Source organism: Acinetobacter sp. 8I-beige, from assembly GCF_902505955.1.
Classification (GTDB): domain Bacteria; phylum Pseudomonadota; class Gammaproteobacteria; order Pseudomonadales; family Moraxellaceae; genus Acinetobacter; species Acinetobacter johnsonii.
The window spans coordinates 1-23,531 of record NZ_LR732792.1; the positions used below are offsets into that span (position 1 = coordinate 1).

The window sequence follows — 23,531 nt, forward strand, 5'->3', positions numbered from 1 at the left end:
CTGGCGCGATCAAATTACAAGATGGCGTTGAAATGGTTATGCCTGGTGACAACGTAGAAATGTCAGTAGAATTAATCCACCCAATCGCAATGGACCCAGGTCTACGTTTTGCGATCCGTGAAGGTGGTCGTACAGTTGGTGCTGGTGTAGTTGCTAAAGTAACTGCATAATTATAAAATAAAATTACAAATTGGGGTTTCGGCTCCAATTTGTTTTGCAGGTCAGTAGTTCAATTGGTAGAGCGTCGGTCTCCAAAACCGAATGTTGGGGGTTCGAGTCCCTCCTGGCCTGCCAACTTTTTTATAAAAGACGCTTGATGTCGGCAAAACTGGTCATATAATAAGTCGCGAAACCTACGACGAGTACAAAAATGTCGAATGAAAAATTACGCGACGCACAAAGCGACGCGGCAATCCCTCAAAGAAATAATTCTGCTGAAGTAGTTAAATCTGGTTCTCCCCTAGACGTCGTCTTATGGATTATCGCATTGATTTTATTAATTGGTGCGACCATGGTGAATCAACACCTACCAGCGTATTGGGCACCAGCCAACGATATCTGGGTGCGCGTTGGGGTAATTTTGGCTTGTATCATCGTGGCATTCGGTTTATTATACGCCACCCATCAAGGCAAAGGCTTTGCTCGTTTGTTGAAAGACTCACGAATTGAGCTGCGTCGAGTGACTTGGCCAACGAAGCAAGAGACCATGACCACATCTTGGCAGGTGCTTGCGGTTGTAGTTGTTGCATCCATTTTATTATGGTGTTTTGACTACATTTTGGGCTGGTTAATGAAGTTTATTATCGGGTAAGAGAGCTATGAAACGTTGGTACATTATTCATGCCTATTCAGGTTATGAAAAACAAGTGATGCGTTCACTTAATGATCGAATCCAGCGTAGCGCTGTAGCCGATAGCTTTGGTGAAGTCCTTGTTCCTACCGAAGAAGTGGTAGAAATGAAGGATGGTAAGAAACGTAAATCTGAACGTAAGTTCTTTCCAGGCTATGTATTGGTCGAAATGGAAATGAATGATGAAACTTGGCACATTGTTAAAGAATGTCCAAAAGTTTTAGGTTTTATTGGTGGTACGGCTGAGAAACCGGCGCCAATTACCCAACGTGAAGCAGATGCGATTCTTGCGCGTGTACGCAATACTGGTGAAGCACCACGTCCGAAGACGATGTTTGAACCAGGCGAAGAATTACTCGTAATTGACGGTCCATTCACAGACTTTAAAGGTGTGGTGGAAGAAGTTCTATACGAAAAGTCACGTTTAACGTTGACCATTAATGTATTTAATCGACCAACTCAGGTTGAGCTGGAATTTCGCCAAGTCGAAAAATCAGTTTAATTCGAAGTGGTTGAAAAACGCCTGGCTTATTTATAAGTCAGGCATTGTTGTTGTAACGGTATCGTTACTTAGAAATTGGGGAGCCTTCATCGGCGTTTGTACCCAGAGGTAATTTGAAATGGCTAAGAAGATTGACGGCTATATCAAGCTGCAAGTTCCAGCTGGTAAAGCGAATCCATCTCCACCGATTGGTCCTGCATTGGGTCAACGTGGTGTTAACATCATGGCATTCTGTAAAGAATTCAATGCTGCGACACAAAAACTTGAAGTTGGTTTACCAATTCCAGTCGTGATCACTGTGTACAACGACAAGTCGTTCACATTCATCATGAAAACTCCTCCTGCATCTATTCTTCTTAAGAAAGCTGCTGGTATCCAAAAGGGTTCTGCTGTACCTAACAAAACTAAAGTTGGTAAGTTGACTCGTGCTCAATTGGAAGAAATCGCGACTACTAAAGAACCAGATTTAACTGGTGCTGATTTAGACGCACGTGTTCGTACCATCGCTGGTTCTGCACGTTCTATGGGCTTGGAAGTGGAGCTATAAGACATGGCAAAGTTAACTAAACGTCAAAAAGCCATTGCTGCTGCTATTGAAGCAAACAAAGTTTACACTTTAGAAGAAGCAGTAGCTGTTCTTGCTGGTCTTCCTGCTGCGAAATTCAAAGAATCTTTGGATGTTGCGGTAAACCTAGGTGTTGACCCTCGTAAATCTGACCAAGTTGTTCGTGGCGCGACTACACTTCCTGCAGGTACTGGTAAAACTGTACGTGTAGCTGTGTTTGCTCAAGGCGCTGCTGCTGAAGCTGCTAAAGCTGAAGGCGCGGACGTAGTTGGTTTTGATGACCTTGCTGAAAGCATTCAAGCGGGTAACCTTGACTTTGACGTAGTGATTGCTGCTCCTGATGCAATGCGCGTTGTTGGTAAGTTGGGTACGATTCTTGGTCCACGTGGCTTAATGCCAAACCCTAAAGTGGGTACTGTAACTCCTGACGTAGCTGGTGCAGTTAAAAATGCAAAAGCTGGTCAAGCACGTTACCGTGTAGACAAAGCGGGTATTATCCACGCTGCGATCGGTCAAGTAGATTTCTCTGCTGAAGCTGTTCGTCAAAACGTTGAAACTTTGATTGCAGACTTGAAAAAGTTAAAGCCTGCGACATCTAAAGGGGTATACATCAAAAAGATCACTTTGAGCTCAACTATGGGTCCTGGTCTTGTTGTTGATGTAAGCAACGTTTCTAACTAAGTTTAACTTAGACAGAATTTTAAAGCCCTGAGTAAAAATCAAAGCGCTGCTTTGATTTTTACGCAAGAAACGCTCTGTCGTATATTGCAAACTTAGGCAAACTTTGAATTGGTAAATGTAGATTTATCAGCGTCAAAGACCTCAGGCGAGAGTAATTTCGATTACTTTCTTAATTTCCCAGCCTGAGTAGACGCGGTGGTGTGATTTGTTCATCCTCCGCGTGTAAGTTCAGTGATGAACTTGCGAATTGGGAGTGTACTTCGCGTAAGTACATAAATCACCGTTAGGAGGTTTTACAATGGCTCTTCTTATCGAAGGCAAAAAACAGATCGTTGCTGAAGTAACTGAAGTTGCTTCTACTGCGTTTGCTGCTGTTGTTGCTGACTACCAAGGTTTAACTGTTGAGCAATTAACTGCTCTTCGTGTTGAAGCTCGTAAGTTAGGTGTTGCTACACGTGTTGTACGTAATACTTTGGCTAAACGCGCTCTTCAAGATACTCCATTCAATATCTTGAACGACAACCTTGTTGGCCCAACAATTTTAGCTTTCTCAACTTCTGCAGATGATATGGGTGCTGCGGCACGCTTATTCGAAGAATTTGCGAAAACTAACAAAGCATTTGAACTTAAAGCTGCTGCATTTGAAGGCAAACTTTATCAAGGCGCAGAAGTTAGCGTTATCGCGAATCTTCCAAACCAAGAGAAAGCGCTTACTATGCTTGCAAACGTTCTTCAAGCTCCTATTTCGAAATTGGGTCGCTTACTTACAGCGCTTCAAGAGAAAAACGAGTCAGAAGCTGCATAAGCTCAAACTTAAACACACATCATTCAATACCCATTTGGAGTTACTCTCATGGCTTTAACAAACGAAGAAATCTTAAACGCAGTTGCTGAAAAAACTGTTCTTGAACTTGTTGAACTTATTTCTGCTTTCGAAGAAAAATTCAACGTATCTGCTGCTGCTGTAGCTGTAGCTGCAGGTCCTGCTGCTGCTGCTGCTGAAGAGCAATCAGAATTCAACGTTGAGTTGACTTCTTTCGGCGCGAACAAAGTAGCTGTGATTAAAGCAGTTCGTGAAATCACTGGTCTTGGCTTGAAAGAAGCTAAAGATATGGTTGAAGGCGCTCCTTCAGTTCTTAAAGAAGCAGTTTCTAAAGAAGAAGCTGAAGAACTTAAGAAAAAACTTGAAGAAACTGGTGCTACTATTACTATTAAGTAATGTTACCAGGGGGGGAATATTAATTTCACCCCAAAAATTGGCTGATGGCTCTTGGGTCATCAGCCTTTTTGCGTTACAATAATCGGCTCGATTTTTGTTTGCTTGGTGGAAAATCCATCAAATTAAAATAAAGAAAAGAATCAAACGCTTACCAATATTTTTCAAATTTAAAAATATTGGTAAGCGTTTCAATACCACTGAAAATTGCAGCATTTGTAAAAAGTGGTGGCCATATCGGCCTGCGTAATTCCTTCTGAGCCCGTTCTGCAGGCGGGCTCGGTTTACTTTCCGAGGACTCCAGATGGCATACTCATATACCGAAAAGAAACGGATCCGTAAGAATTTTGGTAAATTGCCTAGTGTTATGGATGCTCCGTACTTGCTCGCGATTCAAGTCGACTCGTACAGAACATTTTTACAAGATGGCAAATCACCAAAAAACCGCGAAGATATCGGTCTGCAAGCCGCGTTTCGTTCAGTTTTTCCTATAGAAAGTTATTCTGGCAATGCTGCTTTAGAATTTGTTGAGTATAGTCTTGGTAAGCCTGAGTTTGATGTACGCGAATGTATTCTTCGTGGCTCAACTTATGCAGCACCAATGCGCGTAAAAATTCGTTTGATCTTAAAAGATCGCGAAACTAAATCAATTAAAGACGTGCGCGAGCAAGAAGTGTACATGGGTGAAATGCCACTCATGACCGATAACGGTACATTCGTTATTAATGGTACTGAGCGTGTAATCGTATCTCAATTACACCGTTCACCAGGCGTGTTCTTTGACCACGATAAAGGCAAAACCCACTCTAGTGGTAAAGTGCTTTATTCTGCGCGTATTATTCCTTACCGTGGTTCATGGTTGGACTTCGAATTTGATGCTAAAGACCTTGTATTTGTGCGTATTGACCGTCGTCGTAAATTACTCGCGACTGTGGTTCTGCGTGCTTTGGGTTATAACAATGCGCAAATCTTAGACTTGTTCTATGAAAAAGTGCCTGTATACCTAGACATGGGTAGCTACCAGATTGACCTTGTTCCAGAACGCTTGCGTGGCGAAATGGCACAATTTGACATCGTAGACAATGATGGCAAAACCATTGTTGAGCAAGGCAAGCGTATCAACGCGCGTCATGTGCGTCAAATGGAAGCTGCTGGCCTAGAAAAGCTTTCTGTGCCAGATGAGTACTTGTACGAGCGTATTACTGCAGAAGACATCCCACTTAAAGATGGTGATGTGATTGCAGCAAATACCTTGTTAAGCCATGAAGTGATGGTGAAATTGGCTGAAGGTGGTGTTAAACAATTTAACATTCTATTCACCAATGACATCGACCGTGGTTCATTCGTTGCAGATACTTTACGTGCAGACACCACGACAGGTCGTGAAGAAGCATTGGTAGAAATCTACAAAGTAATGCGTCCAGGCGAGCCACCAACGAAAGAAGCGGCTGAAAACTTATTCAACAACTTGTTCTTCTCTTCTGAACGTTATGACCTCTCTCCAGTAGGTCGTATGAAGTTCAACCGTCGTTTGGGTCGTCCTTACGAAGTGGGTACGGACCAGAAGTCTCGTGAAGTTGAAGGCATTTTGTCGAACGAAGATATCACTGATGTACTCAAAACATTGGTTGAAATCCGTAACGGTAAAGGTGAAGTCGACGATATCGACCACTTGGGTAACCGTCGCGTGCGTTCAGTAGGTGAAATGACTGAAAACCAATTCCGTGTTGGTCTAGTTCGTGTAGAACGTGCTGTTAAAGAGCGTTTAAGCCAAGCTGAAACAGATAACTTGTCTCCTCAAGATTTGATCAATGCGAAACCAGTAGCTGCTGCAATCAAAGAATTCTTTGGTTCAAGCCAATTATCTCAGTTCATGGACCAAAACAACCCATTATCTGAGATTACGCACAAGCGTCGTGTGTCGGCACTTGGTCCCGGTGGTTTGACACGTGAACGTGCGGGCTTTGAAGTACGTGACGTACATCAAACTCACTACGGTCGTGTATGTCCAATTGAAACGCCGGAAGGTCCAAACATTGGTTTGATCAACTCGCTTTCTGTTTATGCGAAATGTAACAATTTCGGTTTCTTAGAAACACCATACCGTAAAGTGGTTGATGGTCGTGTAACGGATGAAGTTGAGTATTTATCTGCAATTGAAGAAGTAGGTACTGTGATTGCGCAGGCCGATTCTGGCGTAGATAAAGACGGTAACTTAACAGAAGAATTTGTTTCTGTACGTCACCAAGGTGATTTCGTACGTATGCCGCCTGAAAAAGTGACGCATATGGACGTTTCTGCACAGCAGGTTGTTTCTGTTGCTGCATCACTGATTCCATTCCTTGAACACGATGACGCCAACCGTGCATTGATGGGTTCAAACATGCAGCGTCAAGCTGTGCCTACATTGATTGCTGACAAGCCGCTTGTAGGTACAGGCATGGAAGCAAATGTAGCGCATGACTCTGGTGTGTGTGTGATTGCGGGTCGTGGTGGTCGTATCGAGTTTGTCGATGCTTCACGTGTCGTGATTCGTGTCAACGAAGACGAAATGGTTGCAGGCGAGGCAGGTGTAGATATCTATAACCTGATCAAATATACACGTTCGAACCAAAACACTTGTATTAACCAAAAAGTTCTTGTGAAACTTGGTGATAAAGTCGGTCGTGGTGATGTATTGGCTGACGGTCCATCAACAGATGGCGGTGAGCTTGCACTCGGTCAAAACATGCGCGTTGCATTCATGACGTGGAATGGTTACAACTATGAAGACTCGATCTTACTTTCAGAGCGCGTACTTCAAGAAGACCGTTTGACTTCAATTCATATTCAAGAATTATCATGTGTTGCTCGTGATACGAAGTTAGGCGCAGAAGAAATTACTGCGGATATTCCTAACGTAGGTGAAGCTGCACTGTCTAAGCTTGATGAATCAGGTATCGTATATATCGGTGCTGAAGTGACTGCGGGCGATATCCTTGTAGGTAAAGTAACGCCTAAAGGTGAAACGCAGTTAACACCAGAAGAAAAATTGCTTCGTGCAATCTTCGGTGAAAAAGCAGCTGACGTAAAAGACTCATCTTTACGTGTTCCATCAGGTACCAAAGGTACAGTGATTGACGTTCAAGTGTTTACACGTGACGGTCTTGAAAAAGACGAACGTGCGCAAGCAATTGAAAAAGCTCAGCTAGATTCATATCGTAAAGACTTGAAAGAAGAATACAAAATCTTCGAAGAAGCAGCACGTGAACGTATTGTTCGTTTGTTGACAGGTCAAGAGTCTAACGGTGGTGGTACAACCAAGCGTGGCGATAAGCTTTCTGCAGACGTATTATCTGGTTTAGAGTTGGTTGATTTACTTGAAATCCAACCGACTGATGAAGCTATTGCAGAGCGTTTAACTCAAATTCAAGTGTTCTTGAAAGAGAAGAGCTTCGAAATTGATGAGAAATTTGCAGAGAAAAAACGCAAACTTTCTACAGGTGATGAATTAACAACAGGTGTATTGAAAGTTGTTAAGGTTTACTTGGCTGTTAAACGTCGTATCCAACCGGGTGATAAGATGGCGGGTCGTCATGGTAACAAGGGTGTTGTTTCTAACATCTTACCTGTTGAAGACATGCCGCACGATGCCAATGGTGTTCCAGTCGACATCGTATTGAACCCACTGGGTGTGCCGTCACGTATGAACGTGGGTCAGATTCTAGAGACTCACTTAGGTATGGCAGCGAAAGGTCTTGGCGAAGAAATCGACAAGATGTTAAAAGCGCAACGTACTGTACTTGAGCTTCGTGGATTCTTAGACAAGATTTATAACAAAGTTGGTGGCGAGCAAGAAGATCTTGATAGCTTAACTGATGATGAAATTTTGGTGCTTTCGGGTAACTTACGTGCGGGTGTTCCACTTGCAACGCCGGTATTCGATGGTGCTGAAGAATCTCAAATTAAAGACTTGTTAGAGCTTGCGAACATTTCACGTACTGGTCAAACAGTATTGTATGATGGTCGTACAGGTGAACAGTTTGACCGTCCTGTAACTGTGGGTTACATGTACATGTTGAAACTGAACCACTTGGTAGACGACAAGATGCACGCGCGTTCTACTGGTTCTTACTCATTAGTAACTCAACAGCCGCTTGGTGGTAAAGCACAATTCGGTGGTCAGCGTTTCGGTGAGATGGAAGTCTGGGCGCTTGAAGCATATGGCGCAGCTTACACGCTTCAAGAAATGCTTACTGTTAAGTCGGATGACGTTGAAGGTCGTACCCGTATCTATAAGAACATTGTAGATGGTAACCATTATATGGATCCAGGTATGCCTGAATCGTTCAACGTATTGACCAAAGAGATCCGTTCTTTAGGTATCAACATTGAACTGAAAAATGGTGACTAATTAGTTCCATTTAATCCCCCCAACCCCCTTTGAGAAAGGGGGAGTTCCCACTTTAAAAGAGTAGGAGCTTCCCTCCTTAGAAAAAGGAGGGATTGAGGGAGGATTGTTCAGTAAAAACAATATTTGTGACCCAGTTGTGTAGTGAAAGTCTCCACAACACACGGAGAAAAAAATTGAAAGACTTGCTCGATATCATGCGCAAAAAGACGGATTCAGACGGTCATGCTCCAGTTGAGTTTGATCGCATCCGTATTGGTCTTGCGTCACCAGAAATGATTAAGTCATGGTCTCATGGTGAAGTTAAAAAGCCTGAAACCATTAACTATCGTACGTTCAAACCAGAACGTGATGGTTTATTCTGTGCCAAAATTTTTGGCCCAGTCAAAGATTACGAATGCTTGTGTGGTAAATACAAGCGTATGAAATACAAAGGCGTCATTTGTGAAAAATGTGGCGTTGAAGTAACAACTGCGAAAGTTCGTCGTGAGCGTATGGGTCACATCGAGCTGGCTTCTCCAGTTGCACATATTTGGTTCTTAAAATCACTTCCGAGCCGTATCGGTCTATTATTAGACATGACTTTACGTGATATCGAACGTGTATTGTATTTTGAATCTTACGTAGTAACTGACCCGGGTATGACTCCATTTGAGAAATACCAACTTTTAAACGATGAAGAATACTTCAACGCTTTAGAAGAACACGGTGATGAATTCACTGCGAAAATGGGTGCAGAAGCCGTTCAAGACCTGTTAAAAGACATCGATCTTGAAAACGAAATTTCACGTTTACGTGAAGAAATTCCAAACACAACGTCTGAGACTAAGCTTAAAAAAGCGTCTAAGCGTTTGAAGTTGATGGAAGCGTTTAAAGAGTCAAACAACAAGCCAGAATGGATGGTGATGAATGTACTTCCAGTACTTCCACCAGATCTTCGTCCGTTAGTACCACTTGAAGGTGGTCGTTTCGCGACTTCTGATTTGAACGACCTTTACCGTCGTGTGATCAACCGTAACAACCGTTTGAAGCGTCTTCTTGACCTTGCAGCGCCAGACATTATCGTACGTAACGAAAAACGTATGTTACAAGAGTCTGTCGATGCATTGCTTGATAACGGTCGTCGTGGTCGTGCAATCACGGGTTCGAACAAGCGTCCATTGAAATCTTTGGCTGACATGATCAAAGGTAAACAAGGTCGTTTCCGTCAAAACTTACTTGGTAAGCGTGTTGACTATTCAGGTCGTTCGGTAATTACTGTAGGTCCTACTTTACGTTTGCACCAATGTGGTCTTCCGAAGAAAATGGCACTTGAATTATTCAAGCCATTCATTTTCGCGAAACTACAAGCATCTGGCCAAGCAACAACCATTAAAGCTGCGAAGAAAATGGTTGAGCGCGAAACGCCAGAAGTTTGGGACGTTCTTGCTCACGTGATTCGTCAACACCCAGTGATGTTGAACCGTGCGCCTACACTTCACCGTTTGGGTCTTCAAGCATTTGAACCGATCCTGATTGAAGGTAAAGCGATCCGTCTTCACCCACTCGTTTGTGCTGCGTTTAACGCCGACTTCGACGGTGACCAAATGGCGGTACACGTACCATTAACACTTGAAGCGCAGTTAGAAGCGCGTGCGTTAATGATGTCGACCAACAACATCTTGTCTCCAGCGAACGGTGAACCAATCATCGTACCGTCTCAGGACGTTGTCTTAGGCTTGTATTACATCACTCGTGATGCGATCAATGCCAAAGGTGAAGGCATGGTGTTTGCAGATACTCACGAAGTTAACCGTGCACTTGCAACAGGTCAGGTAAATTTACACGCTCGCGTAAAAGCACGTGTACACCAGACTGTGATTGATGAAAATGGTAACCGTGAACAGCAAACCATTGTTGTGGATACCACACCAGGTCGCTGCTTACTTTGGGAAGTTGTGCCAGAAGGTATGGATTTCCAACAAATCAACGTTGAGATGACCAAGAAAAACATCTCTAAATTGATTAACTCTTGCTACCGTAAATTAGGTCTTAAAGATACAGTGATCTTTGCTGACCAATTGATGTACTTAGGTTTCCGTCAAGCGACACGTTCAGGCGTATCGGTTGGTATGGAAGACATGGTGATTCCACCTGCGAAGTACTCAATTATTGAAAAAGCAGAAGTTGAAGTTCGTGAAATTGAGCAACAGTTCGAACAAGGTTTCGTAACTGCGGGCGAACGTTACAACAAAGTTGTCGATATTTGGGCACGTACCAACGACCAAGTAGCGAAAGCGATGATGGACAACTTGTCTTTTACCACTGTTAAAAACAAACAGGGTGAAGATGAGAAGCAAAAATCATTCAACTCGATCTATATGATGTCTGACTCAGGTGCCCGTGGTTCGGCAGCTCAGATTCGTCAGTTAGCGGGTATGCGTGGTTTGATGGCGAAACCAGATGGTTCGATCATTGAAACTCCAATTAAAGCGAACTTCCGTGAAGGTTTGACAGTACTTCAGTACTTCATTTCAACACACGGTGCACGTAAAGGTTTGGCCGATACAGCACTGAAAACAGCAAACTCTGGTTACTTGACACGTCGTCTTGTAGACGTAGCGCAAGACTTGGTAATTACTGAACCTGACTGTGGTACTTTGGGCGGTCTTGTAATGACTCCGTTCATTCAAGGCGGTGACGTGATCGAGAACTTAGGTACTCGAGTACTGGGCCGTGTAGTTGCTGAAGATGTGAAGAAAGCAGGTTCTGACGACGTTATCCTGCCACGTAACACTTTGATTGATGAGAAACTTGCAAACTTCCTAGAAGAGCAAGGTGTCGATGAAGTTAAAGTACGTTCAGTGGTTGCGTGTGAATCAACATTCGGTGTATGTGCGAAATGTTATGGTCGTGACCTTGCGCGTGGTCATCAGGTGAACCCTGGTGAGTCTGTGGGTGTTATGGCTGCACAATCGATTGGTGAGCCGGGTACACAGTTAACAATGCGTACCTTCCACGTAGGTGGTGCTGCAAGCCGAACGTCTGCTGCAAACAGCGTACAAGTACGTAACAAAGGTACTGTACGTTTCCACAATGTGAAAACAGTACAACATGCCAAAGGTCACTTGGTATCGACTTCTCGTTCAGGCGAAATCGGTATTGCGGATGATTTAGGTCGTGAACGCGAACGCTACAAAATTCCATACGGTGCGTCGATCATCTTGAAAGATGGCGAATCTGTGGAAGCTGGCGGTATCGTGGCGACTTGGGATCCGCACACCCACCCACTTGTAACAGAAGTTGCAGGTAAAGTACGTTTCAGCCAAATTGCTGATGGCGTTACTGTTACCTCGAAGACTGATGATGCAACGGGTATGACGACGATTGAAATCTTACCTGTGACTGCACGTCCTGCGTCTGGTAAAGATTTACGTCCTGCGGTTGTTCTTGATACGACGGATGGTGGTGAGCAGTTCTACTTCCTACCACAAAACACGATTCTTTCTGTCCGTGATGGCGAAACAATTGGTGTGGGTGACGTTATTGGTCGTGTACCTCAAGAAACTTCACGTACGCGTGACATTACCGGTGGTCTACCGCGTGTAGCTGACTTGTTCGAAGCACGTAAACCGAAAGAGCATGCGATTCTTGCTGAAATTTCAGGTGTTGTAAGCTTTGGTAAAGAGACTAAAGGTAAGAACCGTTTAGTAATTACTCCAGATGATGGTTCTGAGATTTACGAAGAACTGATTCCAAAATGGCGTACCATGAACGTGTTCGAAGGCGAACATGTGAACCGTGGTGAGACTGTTTCTGATGGTCCACAGAACCCACATGACATCTTACGCTTGAAAGGCGAAGTTGCGCTGACCAACTACATCGTGAACGAAGTTCAAGACGTATACCGTCTGCAAGGTGTAAAAATCAACGACAAGCACATTGAAGTCATCGTACGTCAAATGTTGCGTAAAGTTGATATCACTGATGGCGGTGATACAAGCTTCATCAAAGGCGAACAAGTGGATTACATCCGTGTGATGCAAGAGAACCAAGCTGTTCTTGCGCAAAACAAGTTCCCTGCGAAGTTTGAACGTCAATTGATGGGTATTACGAAAGCATCGCTTTCTACTGACTCGTTCATCTCTGCTGCATCGTTCCAGGAAACCACACGTGTGTTAACTGAAGCGGCTGTAACAGGTAAAGAAGATGATTTACGTGGCTTGAAAGAGAACGTGGTTGTAGGTCGTTTGATTCCTGCAGGTACTGGTCTTGCGTATCACTTAGAACGTCGTCGTCAAGAAGCTGAAGCTGCAGAGCATGAGCTTGTAAATGACTTCTCTGATGTGGATCAAGCATTAAGCCAAGCATTTAGCGATGAGTTTAACGGTCTGTAATTAGCCCTTTAAATGCATTAAAAAGCCACCTTCGGGTGGCTTTTTTATATACTGATGATAATTAAGTCTATACATATTAGAAATGGCGTTTCAAATTAGACAGATCGTAATTGTTTTACTGACAGTTATGTTCCTTCCAGCTTTGCTTATGATGTTTTTGGCTCCACAGCCTGAAATGCACTGGCAACATGCGGTATGGCACTTCATCACACAAGAACTAAATATTAATACGGGCATTTCTGGGCCATTTCCCTTTTATACCGTAGCGCTTACTGCCTATTTTTCTGTATTTAGTACAATCTGGGCTGCTGTTTTATTCTGGATGATTTGGCAAGAAGAGCGTGAAAATATTCCCCGCATTGCGCAATTTAAGTTTTGGGATGGCTTAATTATAGGAATATTGTTCATTGGGCTGATTTATTTTAGCTTTTCGATGATGCAATGGCATTTTTCTAAACACGATATGACTGTGGGATTAGGTCGGAATGGTTACCTGTTTCAGAATTTATATCAATATAAACTGGGCATTATTTTCGGTGAGTTGTTTTTTAGTTTTTTATTGATATTTAGTCAGTTAGCAATCTTCATATCAGGTTATGGGGCATATGATTTTATGAGAGAAAAATTAAGATATGGCCAGTAAAACCACTGCGCGGTTTAAAACCTAAGCTTTTGGAGTTAATGTGAAAGAAAGTTTATATAAATCCAATGTAGAAAAATGAAATGCGTTTAAATCGGTTATGGATCATTGATTAGGGCACTTTATAACAGGTAAAGATGCAATCAAAGTCAAAATTTCACAAAAACCATTTCGTTGATTTAGCCACCTTCGAGTGGCTTTTTTTTGTCCTTTTGTTACAAAAGAGGATTTAAGCTTTTATAAATTTCACATTTTTCCTATATTAAAAATATAAGTACACAAATCTCCTTACTTCATTAACGATTAAAAAATAGAGGTGGTTCCACATGAAATTGACATCAAAACTATTGGGCTTAAGCATCTTCGCATTTGTGAGCCAAACGATGGCAGCACCGATGCCGAATACCATCACCGTGGAGGATAAGGCTGTTGTACCGATTGTCAAAACACAGATTATTCGCAGTGTCGCGGGTCAAGACCCAGTGCGGACGACCGAAGCGACTATTTTTGAAGTGAAAAATGGCGGTAAAGATATTGTGGCACGTGAAGTGGTTCTCGAGGAAAATGCCAGCCAATTTTCAGATAAAAAAATGTCGGCACCGATTGTGCAAAAGGGTAGCGTGATTGTTCCGACATCCAAAGTTGAAGTGAAATCGACCTTGAGTCAAGGTGGTGTTGTCCTTGCAGAAGGTAAGCAAGTTGATGCACAAGGGATTGAGTTTAAGAAAGGGCAGCAACCTGTACGTAAGGAGCTGAAACTGGATCAAGTGAAAGATCCAAACAGTAAAGAAAGTGTGACGCGTGCGGTGCTCCAAGAAAATGGCACCACCACCAAAGATGTGGTTGTGGTGAAAGAGCCTGAATAAGCTTGAGTTGAATACGGTATAAAGCCCTCTAAGGAGGGCTTCTTGCTTACAAATTTTCAGCAATAGCAGCTGTAATCGTAACATTTTACGAGTTTTAAGTTCATACTGATCTTTTATGCTGTAAGAAATAGCCAATAAGGACAAATCTCATGAAAAAGTATATGAGCATTATTGCAGTGGCATCTCTTTCGACGATGCTGTTGGCAGGTTGTGAAAATATGAGCGCTTCTGAGCAACGTATTGGGACAGCGGCTTTAGGCGGCGCAGTAGGTGGTGCTGCGGGGAATAGCCTCGGTGGCGGTGTAGGTGCAGCCGTTGGTGGTGGTGCTGGTGCAGCTGTGGGCAGTAAAGCTCAAGGTGGCTCAAACCGTAGTGCAACCTACAGTGGTGTTGGCGGTGCGATTGGTTCAGCAGTGGGTAAAAGCGTGTTTGGTGGTAATACCGGAGCAGCCATTGGTGGTGCCATCGGCGGTGGTGCAGGCGCTGCAATTGAAGAACGTAAATAATGTTTTAAGTTCAAATTTCCAAAAAAAAGCACTTCATGGAAGTGCTTTTTTTATAGCTGTGCGGGTTTAGGTTTTTTACGACGGATATATAAAGTCTTTTCCACTGCTGCAATTCGAACGCCAGCTTCATCATAAATATTTAAGGTATAAATACGATGTACGGGGGCATAGTTGTCGGCCAGTTGTTTCACAGTCGCGATTTCTTGGGCATCGAGGTGAAAGTCTGCATAGACTGTACTTCGCCCTGGGCTGAGAAATTGGATAGAGGCGGCTTTGTCCCAGACAATATACTTATTGCCTAAGTGGTGCATCAGTAGGGTCATATAAAACGGGTCGACCATTGCATATAAGCTCCCGCCAAAATGTACGCCGACAATGTTTCGGTTTTGTCGAGTGAGGGGCATTTTGACGCGAATGTGGTAGTGTTTAAGGTCAAATTTTTCAATTTGAATCCCTGCACCTTTAAAGGGGGCAAAATGATTGAGAAAGTATTTCGCGACAATCGGCTGTGTCACAAGTTTTTTTAAAATGCTCATTTCGGTCAATGGTATCTGATGAACTTCTATCCATACTAGAGAAGATCAAATTAATTGGCATTGATCGTTTTGCCACTAAAGTATAAAAAACAGTCAATAACAATAAGGAGCTGAATATGGAGCAGCAAAGTTACTGGGTACAAACCACAGATCAGCAAAGACTTTATGTGAAAACATGGGGCAATGCGAACAATCCTGTGCTGGTCTTGGTGCATGGCTATCCAGATAATCAAGAGGTTTGGGAGCCTGTCATTGGGCATTTGGTGCAAGATTATTATATTGTAACCTATGACGTTCGCGGTGCAGGTATGTCGAGTGTGCCGCGTCGTACACGGGCCTATGCCTTGCCTCAGCTATCGCTTGATTTGGAAAGTGTGGTGAATAGTGTGATTCCGCAGCGTAGTTTTCATCTGGTTGCGCATGACTGGGGGTCGATTCAGTCATGGGAGTCCGCGACTGAGCCAAAATTTAGAGAGCGTATGCTGTCATTTACCACCATTTCAGGCCCATGTTTAGACCATGCCGCATTTTGGATGCGTGAACAGTTCAAACAACATAAGCCTCAATTTTTTAAGCAGTTAACGAAGTCTTGGTATATTGCGGCCTTTCAGTTGCCTTTTTTAGCACCAACCGTATGGCAGTTTTTTAGTCCCGAGCATTGGGGCAAAGTTTTATCGCGTTTAGAAGGACGCTCAGACTTACCGCTGAATCATCACATTGCTGCCGATGGTAAGCACGGGGTTGCGCTCTACCGCGCGAACTTTATCCCACGCCTGACGAAACCTCGGGAACGCTTTGCAATTTGTCCCGTACTAGCGATTGTATTGGAGCAAGATCAGTTTGTGAGTCCAGCGTTAATCGATGAAATGCCGAAGTGGGTCGAGGATTTTCAACGGGTGAATGTAAATGCCAACCACTGGGCAATCTTGAGCCAGCCTGAGGTAATTGCTAAAGAAATCAAAAGGTTTGTTCAAAACTGGCGTTGTGTTGAAGCCAGCTGAAATGATCTGTGAAAGAGAAAGGCGCTAGCGACCTGTAAGGGCAGAATTTTTTGGTTATTTTCTGATAAAATGCGCCTTTCTTCCAAGTCACTCTTTTCACTATGTTCGCAATTCTTGCCGCTATTGGGGTCATGTTTGGACTTTCATTAGCTCGTGTGCCTGTAGTATTTGCATTAATTATTGGTGCTGTCACAGGTGGTTTATTGGCTGGTTTAGGGCTACACGGTACCCTCGAAGCATTTAACAATGGACTTGGGGGCGGCGCAAAAATTGCGTTGGCTTACGGGGTTTTAGGTGCATTTGCTTTGGCTTTGGCACGCTCAGGTTTACCTGACTTGTTGGCTTATAAGCTTATTAAAACATTGAAAGGTTCGAGCAATGAAAAAGCGCAAAATCGGGTTAAATATCTGATTTTTATAACCGTCGCGTTAGCAGCCATTTGTTCACAAAACGTCATTCCTGTGCATATTGCGTTTATTCCAGTCCTGATTCCTCCTTTATTAAGTGTGTTTAACCATCTTCAGTTAGATCGTCGACTAATTGCTTGTGTTCTAACCTTTGGCTTGGTTGCCACTTATATGCTGGTACCATTTGGATTTGGTGCGATTTTCCTGAATGACATCTTAGGTCAAAATATTAATACTTTTGGGCAACCCTACGGTTTTAAAATCAATTATGCCGATATCCCTTCAGCAATGGCCATTCCTGTTTCTGGTATGTTTGTCGGTTTATTGGTTGCTGTATTCTTTAGTTACCGAAAGAAACGTGTATACGAAGAAGTGCATGTGGAACCAGTGCAGCAAAGTATTTCTTCTGAACTTGATATCACGGGTGAGAAGTCTAAGCCCGAAATTTCAAAGTTTACGTTATCTATGGCTCTCATTGCGGTAGTTGCTACGCTTTGGGTGCAAATTGCATCAGACTCCATGATTTTAGCTGGTTTGGTTGGTGTTGCGATTTTGAGCTGTGCGGGCATTTTTAAATGGAAAGAAGCAGATGATGTGATTATTAGCGGTATGCGAATGATGGCATTAGTTGGTTTCATTATGATTGCAGCACAAGGTTTTGCATCTGTTATTTCTGCGACCAATCAAGTGCCAGCATTGGTAGAAGCATCAGTGCAATGGATTGGTTCTAGCCAAGGACTTGCTGCATTTTGGATGCTATTGATTGGCTTACTGATTACTTTAGGAATCGGTTCTTCGTTCTCTACCATTCCAATTTTAGCAATTATTTATGTGCCTTTGTGTATCCAGTTTGGTTTCAGTCCAGCGGCAACCATTGCGATTATTGGTACGGCTGCGGCACTCGGTGATGCGGGTTCTCCAGCTTCTGACTCCACTTTGGGACCGACTTCGGGTTTGAATATGGATGGTCAGCATGATCACATGAAAGACAGTGTGATCCCGACCTTTATTCACTTTAATATTCCACTCATGATTTTCGGTTGGATTGCGGCCATGGTGTTGTAATTAAAAATCCAATGATTATAAAAAGGCGATTTTAAATCGCCTTTTTTATTATTTATTCAGATTAAAATAATCGGGTTTATAATGTTAATTCGGATTAAAAAGGTTGGAATTAAAATATATTTATTTTGATTTTCCGTTATTAATTAAAAACCAACTAAAACAGTATATTTAATATTTAAATCAATTAAAAACAATTACTTAAAAATAGTATTTAAAATACATTATTATTATNGATGAAAGTTAGGCATACACAATGTGTAAATAAGACCCAACGAATAGTCATAAACAGTTGTGCTGGCGACAATAGCAAGAGTGAACCACCTGATCCCTTCCCGAACTCAGAAGTGAAACCTCTTAGCGCTGATGGTAGTGTGGAGTTATCCATGTGAGAGTAAGTCATCGCCAGCTCATTAATTCAAATCCCCCTCCGCTTATAGCTGAGGGGGATTTTTTTATGCAGGAAGATAAAAAAGATAATAATGAAAGATGAAGGTAGGAATCTTACGTACTTTGGCGTTTATCTTAATTAAATAAAATGCTCTAAATAGCCATAATTATTATTTAAATGAAACTTTCCATATCTATTTAATTTTTTAGTTATGAATTAAGTATCATATTTATATCTAATTTAAATTAGGTTTTTATTATTAATTTTTATTTTATTTTATATCAAAAAGTCAAGTGTTAATGGTTGGTTTTATTTATTTTTAATGCGAATTAAATCATTTATTTAGACTAATGTTGAATTTTTATATCACTATAAATTGTGTGAATATAACACCAAATTACTTTGGTGAATGACTTCTGTTTGGGCTGAATTAGCACATTATAAAAACTGAAGGGCGCTAGTTAAAGTGCAATGAAACAATAGCTCATAAGAGGTGAATAATGTCAGCTAAAGCAGTGAATGTGAATGATATTATTGATCGTGCAAAATTTTCCGGTTTCCATTTTCAAGTTGTTGCTTGGTGTTTGCTAATTATTTTATTTGATGGTTATGATTTGGCAATTAATGGTGTGGTATTGCCATTATTAATGGAAGACTGGGGCTTAAGTGCTGTGCAGGCGGGTATGCTTGCCAGTACTGCCCTAGCCGGCATGATGTTTGGTGCAATGATATTTGGCTCTTTAGCAGATAAAATTGGCCGTAAAAAAGTCATTATGATCTGTATTGTGCTTTTTAGTGGGCTTACCTGTGCAGGTGGTTTTGCATCAAACCCAACGGAATTTGCGATTCTACGTTTCCTTGCGGGACTAGGAATTGGTGGGGTAATGCCAAACCTTGTTGCGCTGACATCTGAATATGCGCCACAAAAAATGCGTAGTACCTTAGTAACCACAATGTTTAGTGGTTATGCTGTGGGTGGTGTAATGGCTGCATTGCTAGGTGTGTGGTTTACTCCAAGTTTTGGTTGGCAAATTATGTTCTTTATTGCGGGTATTCCTTTGTTGTTATTACCTATTATTTGGAAGTTTTTGCCCGAGTCTTTGACTTTTATTGTGCAACAAAACCGTCAGGCGGAAGCACGTAAAATTGTTCGTCGCTTAGCACCAACGGTGACAGTAAAAGAAGATACAACTTTTGAGTTGCATCAGGTTGATGTGCCAGAGTCTGCAAATGTTGTGAGCTTATTTAAGCGTGGGCGTGCGGTAAATACCTTGTTGTTTTGGCTGGCATTCTTCACCTGCTTATTGACTATGTATGCTTTAAGCAGTTGGTTGCCGAAGTTAATGATGGCGGCAGGCTACTCAATGGACAATAGCTTGATGTTTATGATGGTGATGAACATTGGTGCTGTGATTGGTATTGTGGGTGGAGGAATCTTAGCTGATCGCTTCCATTTGAAACCTGTACTGATGTGCTTGGGCATGATGGGTGCTGTTGTAATGAGCTTGATGGGCTTTCAATCGAATCAATTCCTTTTATATATTTTAGTATTCTTGGCGGGTGCTGCATCAATTGGTTCGCAAATGCTGCTTTATAGCTATGTCGCTCAGTACTATCCGCTTGCTGTTCGTTCAACGGGGATTGGGTGGTCGTCTGCGATTGGTCGTATGGGGGCAATCATTGGACCAATTTTAATTGGTAGTTTGTTGGGAATGAATTTGCCTGCACACTTTAACTTTATTGCAGTGGGTTTACCTGTGTTGGTTACTGCTATTGCGGTTGCACTGATTATGCATGAGGATGAATCTGAAAAGATTGGTGCAAGTCAGCCTGCGATTTCGAAAGCTTAAAATATGAAATTAAAAGAAGCCTCCATAAGGAGGGAGGCTTCTCTGACGATCAAGAATATGATAAGAATAAGAAAAACATAATTATTTGGAAAAAATTTATTGAATTATTTAATTAAAAAATATTTTCAGGACTTCGAATCATATCATGAGGTATGGGTACTAAAAAATTCCTTATTTGTATGGCTAATTATTTCTTTGAGTTTATTTTTGCTAGGTATTATTCTTTGGCTTTTTGTCTTGAATGTGGAAAATAAAGAGTTTGAAAAACTCTATATGTCTTTAATATTGCTATTAGAAGTATTAGTTCTTTATCTATTCTATGCCGTTGAGCGGCAAAGGAATGAAATCGTTAAGCTAAAATTTCAAAAAATTTATAAAAATAAAAATCTATCTTTGTTCCAGATTAAAAAGAGGTGGTTTCGTGATTTCTTAGCAGTACCTAGAGAGGAATATTTAGCTTTGGTTGAAAAGTTAGAAAAATATTATATAACTCACTCTAAATATAGTGGGAAAAAATTTAGTAGAGAAAAGTTTTTTGACTTTATTTTTTCAACTGATTCTAAGAATCGTATATTAGCGATGTTTATGGGGCTTGTTGCTTTGTTTACAGCGATGCTAATTTCAACAGGTGTTAATATTGAGTATATTTTTGATATTTTTGATTCGATAGAAATATTGGAATCTTTTCTTGTGGTATTGCTTGTAAGTCTTTCTTTGTTTGGTTTATTTTATATATTAAAATATACAATATTTATGATAGTAAACTTTTTTGATTTCATATTTGATAACTCTTTTAATAAAGAACATGTGAGTAGAAGGAAGCGTGAAATATTTATTGCTCAGCTTCTACAACTTGCGGAGTTGCCAAAACATAAGAAAAGGATACACGCTGTGCTTGATGTTCCAGAAAAAATTGATAGTGATACGGTTTAATATGCTATTTAATTTTATAATTTAGATAAACTGAAGAGCTTTGACATTTATGAAACTTACCTCATTCTCCCCAATTCCTGAAAACGATGATGAACTGCATTTACCTGAACTGGTGTATTGGGCATCTTTAGGTGAACTTACTGAAGTGGAAAAAAGTCTCGCCGATGGTGTAGATGTGAACTCCACCGATGATGACGGTTATAGCGCCCTCCAAGCGGCGGCTGAAAATGGCTATCTAGATGTGGTAAAACTACTGGTTGAAAAAGGTGCGAATGTCCACTACAAAGGTGAATATACTGCGCTTCAACTGGCTGAAATGGCGGAACAAGTAGAAATTATTGAATACTTAAAAAGTCTGTAACTTTTAAAAAATGAATAAAAAGAGCCTGCTCAATATCAGGCTCTTTTTATTTTATGGCATCTTAAATGGACGAATTGGATTCAAGTTCTTTTAATATCGCTTGATTAAAAGCGAGAAGATCCTCTGAACTACGTGAGCTGATGAGCGTCCAACCACCTGCATCACATTTATGAACGGCTTCATCGACCCATATAGCACCTGCATTTTCCAGATCGAGTCGTATACTTTGATGCGAAGTCAGTTGTTTAGCTTGAATCCGTTCAGCATTAATCAAAACCCAAGCCGCATGACAAATCACAGCTATTGGTTTGGCTTGGTTGCTAAAACTTTGGATAATTTCGAGCGCTTTAGGATGGTGGCGTAATAGATCAACATTAACTGCACCGCCAGGGATAATCAGTAAACCGTAGTCGTCATAATGAACATGATCCAAATCGACGTCTGGAGGATAGCTTGCTGCCGAGTCTGAGTCCATTTTGACAGTTCGAACATCACGAGCTTCAATCGCGGCAAGAATGCATTCTATGCCTTTGGACTGTAGAAAATGGAGAGGATCAATTAGCTCATCATGCTCTACGCCTATATTTGAGGTTATGAACAATACTTTTTGAGTCATGTAAATCACCTAAAAAATGTCTATGCTTTAGCCTAACAAAGCAGAATGATACCGATGTTTTGATTTAACGGACTCTTGTAAGTAAGTGAAAGTAGCCGATGTAGTGTTTCGTGTAACTTTAGACTGTGTGAAGGTCTTAATGATCCTTTTCAATAATTGATATGCATTAATATATCCATAAAATCTAAAACTAGGCAGGAAATGAAAAACAATCTGCTCAAAAAATGTAGGTTTTTTAAATTTTCTATGCTATAAAAAATAAAACGGCACAAAAATTGCTTATAAAGCGTGCTTTAAAAATAGTTGTATTGATGAGTAGAGTTTTATGAAGTTATCGGTTGGATTGAAAGTTTCGAACTCTTTGTCGTTAACCCCCCAATTACAACAAGCTATTAGATTGCTTCAATTGTCGAGCCTTGAACTTGAACAAGAAATTCAGATTCAACTCGACAGTAACCCGCTCTTAGAAAAAGTAGAAGAACAGTCATCTATCGAAAGCTTATCCAGTGTGCAAGAGCAAGAACAGGATAAGAAGGATTTAACCAACGAACTCAATGCAGATCATTTACCCGATGATTTACCGGTCGATACCGACTGGGATGATGTTTACACCCATCAACCGACCAGTTTGGGTGCAGCAGAATTTGAAGAGCGAGAGGATAATCGTCAAGGTCATTTGGGCTTAAAAGAGCATATGCTCGAGCAAATCAATCTGTTGCATTTTTCACAAGTAGATATGTTGATTGCTTATTGCATTATTGACTCTTTGGACGATAAAGGTTTTTTAGACAGTGATATTTCAGAAATAACGACTTCAGTTCAACATCTTTTAACAAGCATGGACTATGACGATGAAGTTGAAGATGACGAAGTGGTTGTGGTGCTCAAGCATATTCAGCGTTTAGACCCACTTGGCGTTGGGGCCCGGAATCTTGCAGAGTGTTTAATGGTGCAGTTGGAAGCCTTACCAACGCAGACCGCTTGTCGAAATGATGCCATGAATCTGCTGAAAAACTATGAACTATTGATCAGCAATGAACTGGCGAAACTGATTAAACAAACGGGTTTAAATCAAGAGCAGCTCAAGTGTGCAGTTGATTTATTGAAAACGCTAAAAGCGCATCCAGGGCTTGAGTTTGAAGATAAAGACTCGGATTATCAAATTCCAGATGTCGTGGTAATGAAGAAAAATGAACAATGGCAAGTGGCTTTAAATCCTGATGTGATGCCGAAACTTCGTGTGAACTCGTTTTATGCCAATATGATTAAGCGTGCTGATCAAAGTGAAGATAATCAATACTTACGTAATCAAATGTTGGATGCGAAAAACTTTATTAAAAGTGTCGATGAACGTCATAAAACTTTACTGAAAGTGGCGACGTGTATCATTGAACATCAACGTGCATTTTTAGAAATTGGTGCTGAGGGGATGAAGCCTTTGGTACTTCGAGATATTGCAGAAGAAGTTGAATTGCATGAGTCGACCGTTTCTCGGGTGACCACCAACAAATATATGCTGACGCCACGCGGCTTGTTCGAGTTGAAATATTTCTTTTCAAGCCATGTGGGGACTACGTCAGGCGGTGAAGCATCTTCAACTGCAATTCGCGCCAAGATTAAAAAATTGATTGCTGAAGAGAATGCACGTAAGCCTTTGTCTGATAACGCAATTGCCAATCTGTTAAAGGACGATGGAATTGATGTAGCGCGTCGGACAGTGGCAAAGTATCGTGAATCGTTACATATTCCGTCATCTTCTGAACGAAAAGTCTTGATCTAAAA

At 41.5% G+C, this 23,531-nt stretch carries 19 protein-coding genes, 1 tRNA gene, 1 rRNA gene and 1 pseudogene; 20 read left to right on the forward strand and 2 right to left on the reverse strand.

Annotated features, from left to right (window positions below):
* The 13 genes and pseudogenes from GVX98_RS10350 to GVX98_RS10410 form a co-directional block, all read left to right on the forward strand.
* Positions 1-170 (forward strand): annotated as a pseudogene (locus tag GVX98_RS10350) (elongation factor Tu); the annotation flags it as partial.
* 48 nt (positions 171-218) lie between these two features.
* A tRNA-Trp gene (locus GVX98_RS10355) sits at positions 219-294 on the forward strand.
* Between the two features lie 76 nt (positions 295-370).
* Positions 371-811: a preprotein translocase subunit SecE gene (secE, locus tag GVX98_RS10360; RefSeq protein ID WP_004692774.1), complete on the forward strand. Its 441-nt coding sequence runs from the start codon at positions 371-373 to the stop codon at positions 809-811.
* A gap of 7 nt (positions 812-818) precedes the next feature.
* Positions 819-1,352 (forward strand): transcription termination/antitermination protein NusG, encoded by a 534-nt coding sequence (gene nusG, locus GVX98_RS10365; protein WP_004692772.1) that lies wholly within the window; start codon positions 819-821, stop codon positions 1,350-1,352.
* A 118-nt stretch (positions 1,353-1,470) separates the two neighbouring features.
* On the forward strand, positions 1,471-1,899 hold the full coding sequence (gene rplK / locus GVX98_RS10370; RefSeq protein WP_004668262.1) for a 50S ribosomal protein L11: 429 nt from the start codon (positions 1,471-1,473) through the stop codon (positions 1,897-1,899).
* Positions 1,900-1,902: 3 nt separating this feature from the next.
* Positions 1,903-2,598: a 50S ribosomal protein L1 gene (rplA, locus tag GVX98_RS10375; protein WP_004978645.1), complete on the forward strand. Its 696-nt coding sequence runs from the start codon at positions 1,903-1,905 to the stop codon at positions 2,596-2,598.
* Between the two features lie 298 nt (positions 2,599-2,896).
* Entirely contained in the window at positions 2,897-3,403 is a 507-nt protein-coding gene (gene rplJ, locus GVX98_RS10380; protein ID WP_010325732.1) for a 50S ribosomal protein L10, read from the forward strand.
* Between the two features lie 48 nt (positions 3,404-3,451).
* On the forward strand, positions 3,452-3,817 hold the full coding sequence (rplL, locus tag GVX98_RS10385; RefSeq protein WP_004692767.1) for a 50S ribosomal protein L7/L12: 366 nt from the start codon (positions 3,452-3,454) through the stop codon (positions 3,815-3,817).
* 301 nt (positions 3,818-4,118) lie between these two features.
* Positions 4,119-8,207 carry a DNA-directed RNA polymerase subunit beta gene (rpoB, locus tag GVX98_RS10390; RefSeq protein WP_010325733.1) on the forward strand — a complete coding sequence of 1,363 codons (4,089 nt, stop codon included), beginning with the start codon at positions 4,119-4,121 and terminating at the stop codon, positions 8,205-8,207.
* 173 nt (positions 8,208-8,380) lie between these two features.
* Positions 8,381-12,580 carry a DNA-directed RNA polymerase subunit beta' gene (rpoC, locus tag GVX98_RS10395; protein WP_159128034.1) on the forward strand — a complete coding sequence of 1,400 codons (4,200 nt, stop codon included), beginning with the start codon at positions 8,381-8,383 and terminating at the stop codon, positions 12,578-12,580.
* Positions 12,581-12,662: 82 nt separating this feature from the next.
* The gene (locus GVX98_RS10400; RefSeq protein WP_004692763.1) at positions 12,663-13,223 is read left to right on the forward strand and encodes a hypothetical protein; all 561 of its coding nucleotides are present in this window, start codon (positions 12,663-12,665) and stop codon (positions 13,221-13,223) included.
* A gap of 323 nt (positions 13,224-13,546) precedes the next feature.
* Positions 13,547-14,086, forward strand: coding sequence for a hypothetical protein (locus tag GVX98_RS10405; protein ID WP_004692762.1), 540 nt, complete (start codon positions 13,547-13,549; stop codon positions 14,084-14,086).
* A gap of 149 nt (positions 14,087-14,235) precedes the next feature.
* On the forward strand, positions 14,236-14,592 hold the full coding sequence (locus GVX98_RS10410) for a hypothetical protein (protein WP_004692761.1): 357 nt from the start codon (positions 14,236-14,238) through the stop codon (positions 14,590-14,592).
* A gap of 50 nt (positions 14,593-14,642) precedes the next feature.
* On the opposite strand, the gene GVX98_RS10415 is transcribed toward GVX98_RS10410, so the two are convergent.
* Positions 14,643-15,128, reverse strand: a complete 486-nt coding sequence (locus tag GVX98_RS10415) for a DUF4442 domain-containing protein (protein ID WP_159128035.1) — start codon at positions 15,126-15,128, stop codon at positions 14,643-14,645.
* 116 nt (positions 15,129-15,244) lie between these two features.
* On the opposite strand from GVX98_RS10415, the gene GVX98_RS10420 reads away from it, so the two are divergent.
* The 6 genes from GVX98_RS10420 (at position 15,245) to GVX98_RS10445 (ending at position 21,133) form a co-directional block, all read left to right on the forward strand.
* Complete coding sequence (locus tag GVX98_RS10420) at positions 15,245-16,129, forward strand: alpha/beta fold hydrolase (protein WP_159128036.1); 885 nt, start codon at positions 15,245-15,247, stop codon at positions 16,127-16,129.
* 101 nt (positions 16,130-16,230) lie between these two features.
* Complete coding sequence (locus GVX98_RS10425; protein WP_058868765.1) at positions 16,231-17,601, forward strand: Na+/H+ antiporter family protein; 1,371 nt, start codon at positions 16,231-16,233, stop codon at positions 17,599-17,601.
* A 293-nt stretch (positions 17,602-17,894) separates the two neighbouring features.
* Positions 17,895-18,009 (forward strand): 5S ribosomal RNA (gene rrf / locus GVX98_RS10430).
* 480 nt (positions 18,010-18,489) lie between these two features.
* Positions 18,490-19,839, forward strand: a complete 1,350-nt coding sequence (locus GVX98_RS10435) for an aromatic acid/H+ symport family MFS transporter (RefSeq protein WP_159128037.1) — start codon at positions 18,490-18,492, stop codon at positions 19,837-19,839.
* Positions 19,840-19,938: 99 nt separating this feature from the next.
* Entirely contained in the window at positions 19,939-20,772 is an 834-nt protein-coding gene (locus tag GVX98_RS10440; RefSeq protein WP_159128038.1) for a hypothetical protein, read from the forward strand.
* A 49-nt stretch (positions 20,773-20,821) separates the two neighbouring features.
* Positions 20,822-21,133 carry an ankyrin repeat domain-containing protein gene (locus tag GVX98_RS10445; RefSeq protein ID WP_159128039.1) on the forward strand — a complete coding sequence of 104 codons (312 nt, stop codon included), beginning with the start codon at positions 20,822-20,824 and terminating at the stop codon, positions 21,131-21,133.
* A 61-nt stretch (positions 21,134-21,194) separates the two neighbouring features.
* On the opposite strand, the gene GVX98_RS10450 is transcribed toward GVX98_RS10445, so the two are convergent.
* Positions 21,195-21,749 (reverse strand): DJ-1/PfpI family protein, encoded by a 555-nt coding sequence (locus tag GVX98_RS10450; RefSeq protein ID WP_159128040.1) that lies wholly within the window; start codon positions 21,747-21,749, stop codon positions 21,195-21,197.
* A gap of 325 nt (positions 21,750-22,074) precedes the next feature.
* On the opposite strand from GVX98_RS10450, the gene GVX98_RS10455 reads away from it, so the two are divergent.
* The gene (locus GVX98_RS10455; RefSeq protein ID WP_004984164.1) at positions 22,075-23,529 is read left to right on the forward strand and encodes an RNA polymerase factor sigma-54; all 1,455 of its coding nucleotides are present in this window, start codon (positions 22,075-22,077) and stop codon (positions 23,527-23,529) included.
* The last annotated feature ends 2 nt before the right edge of the window (positions 23,530-23,531 follow it).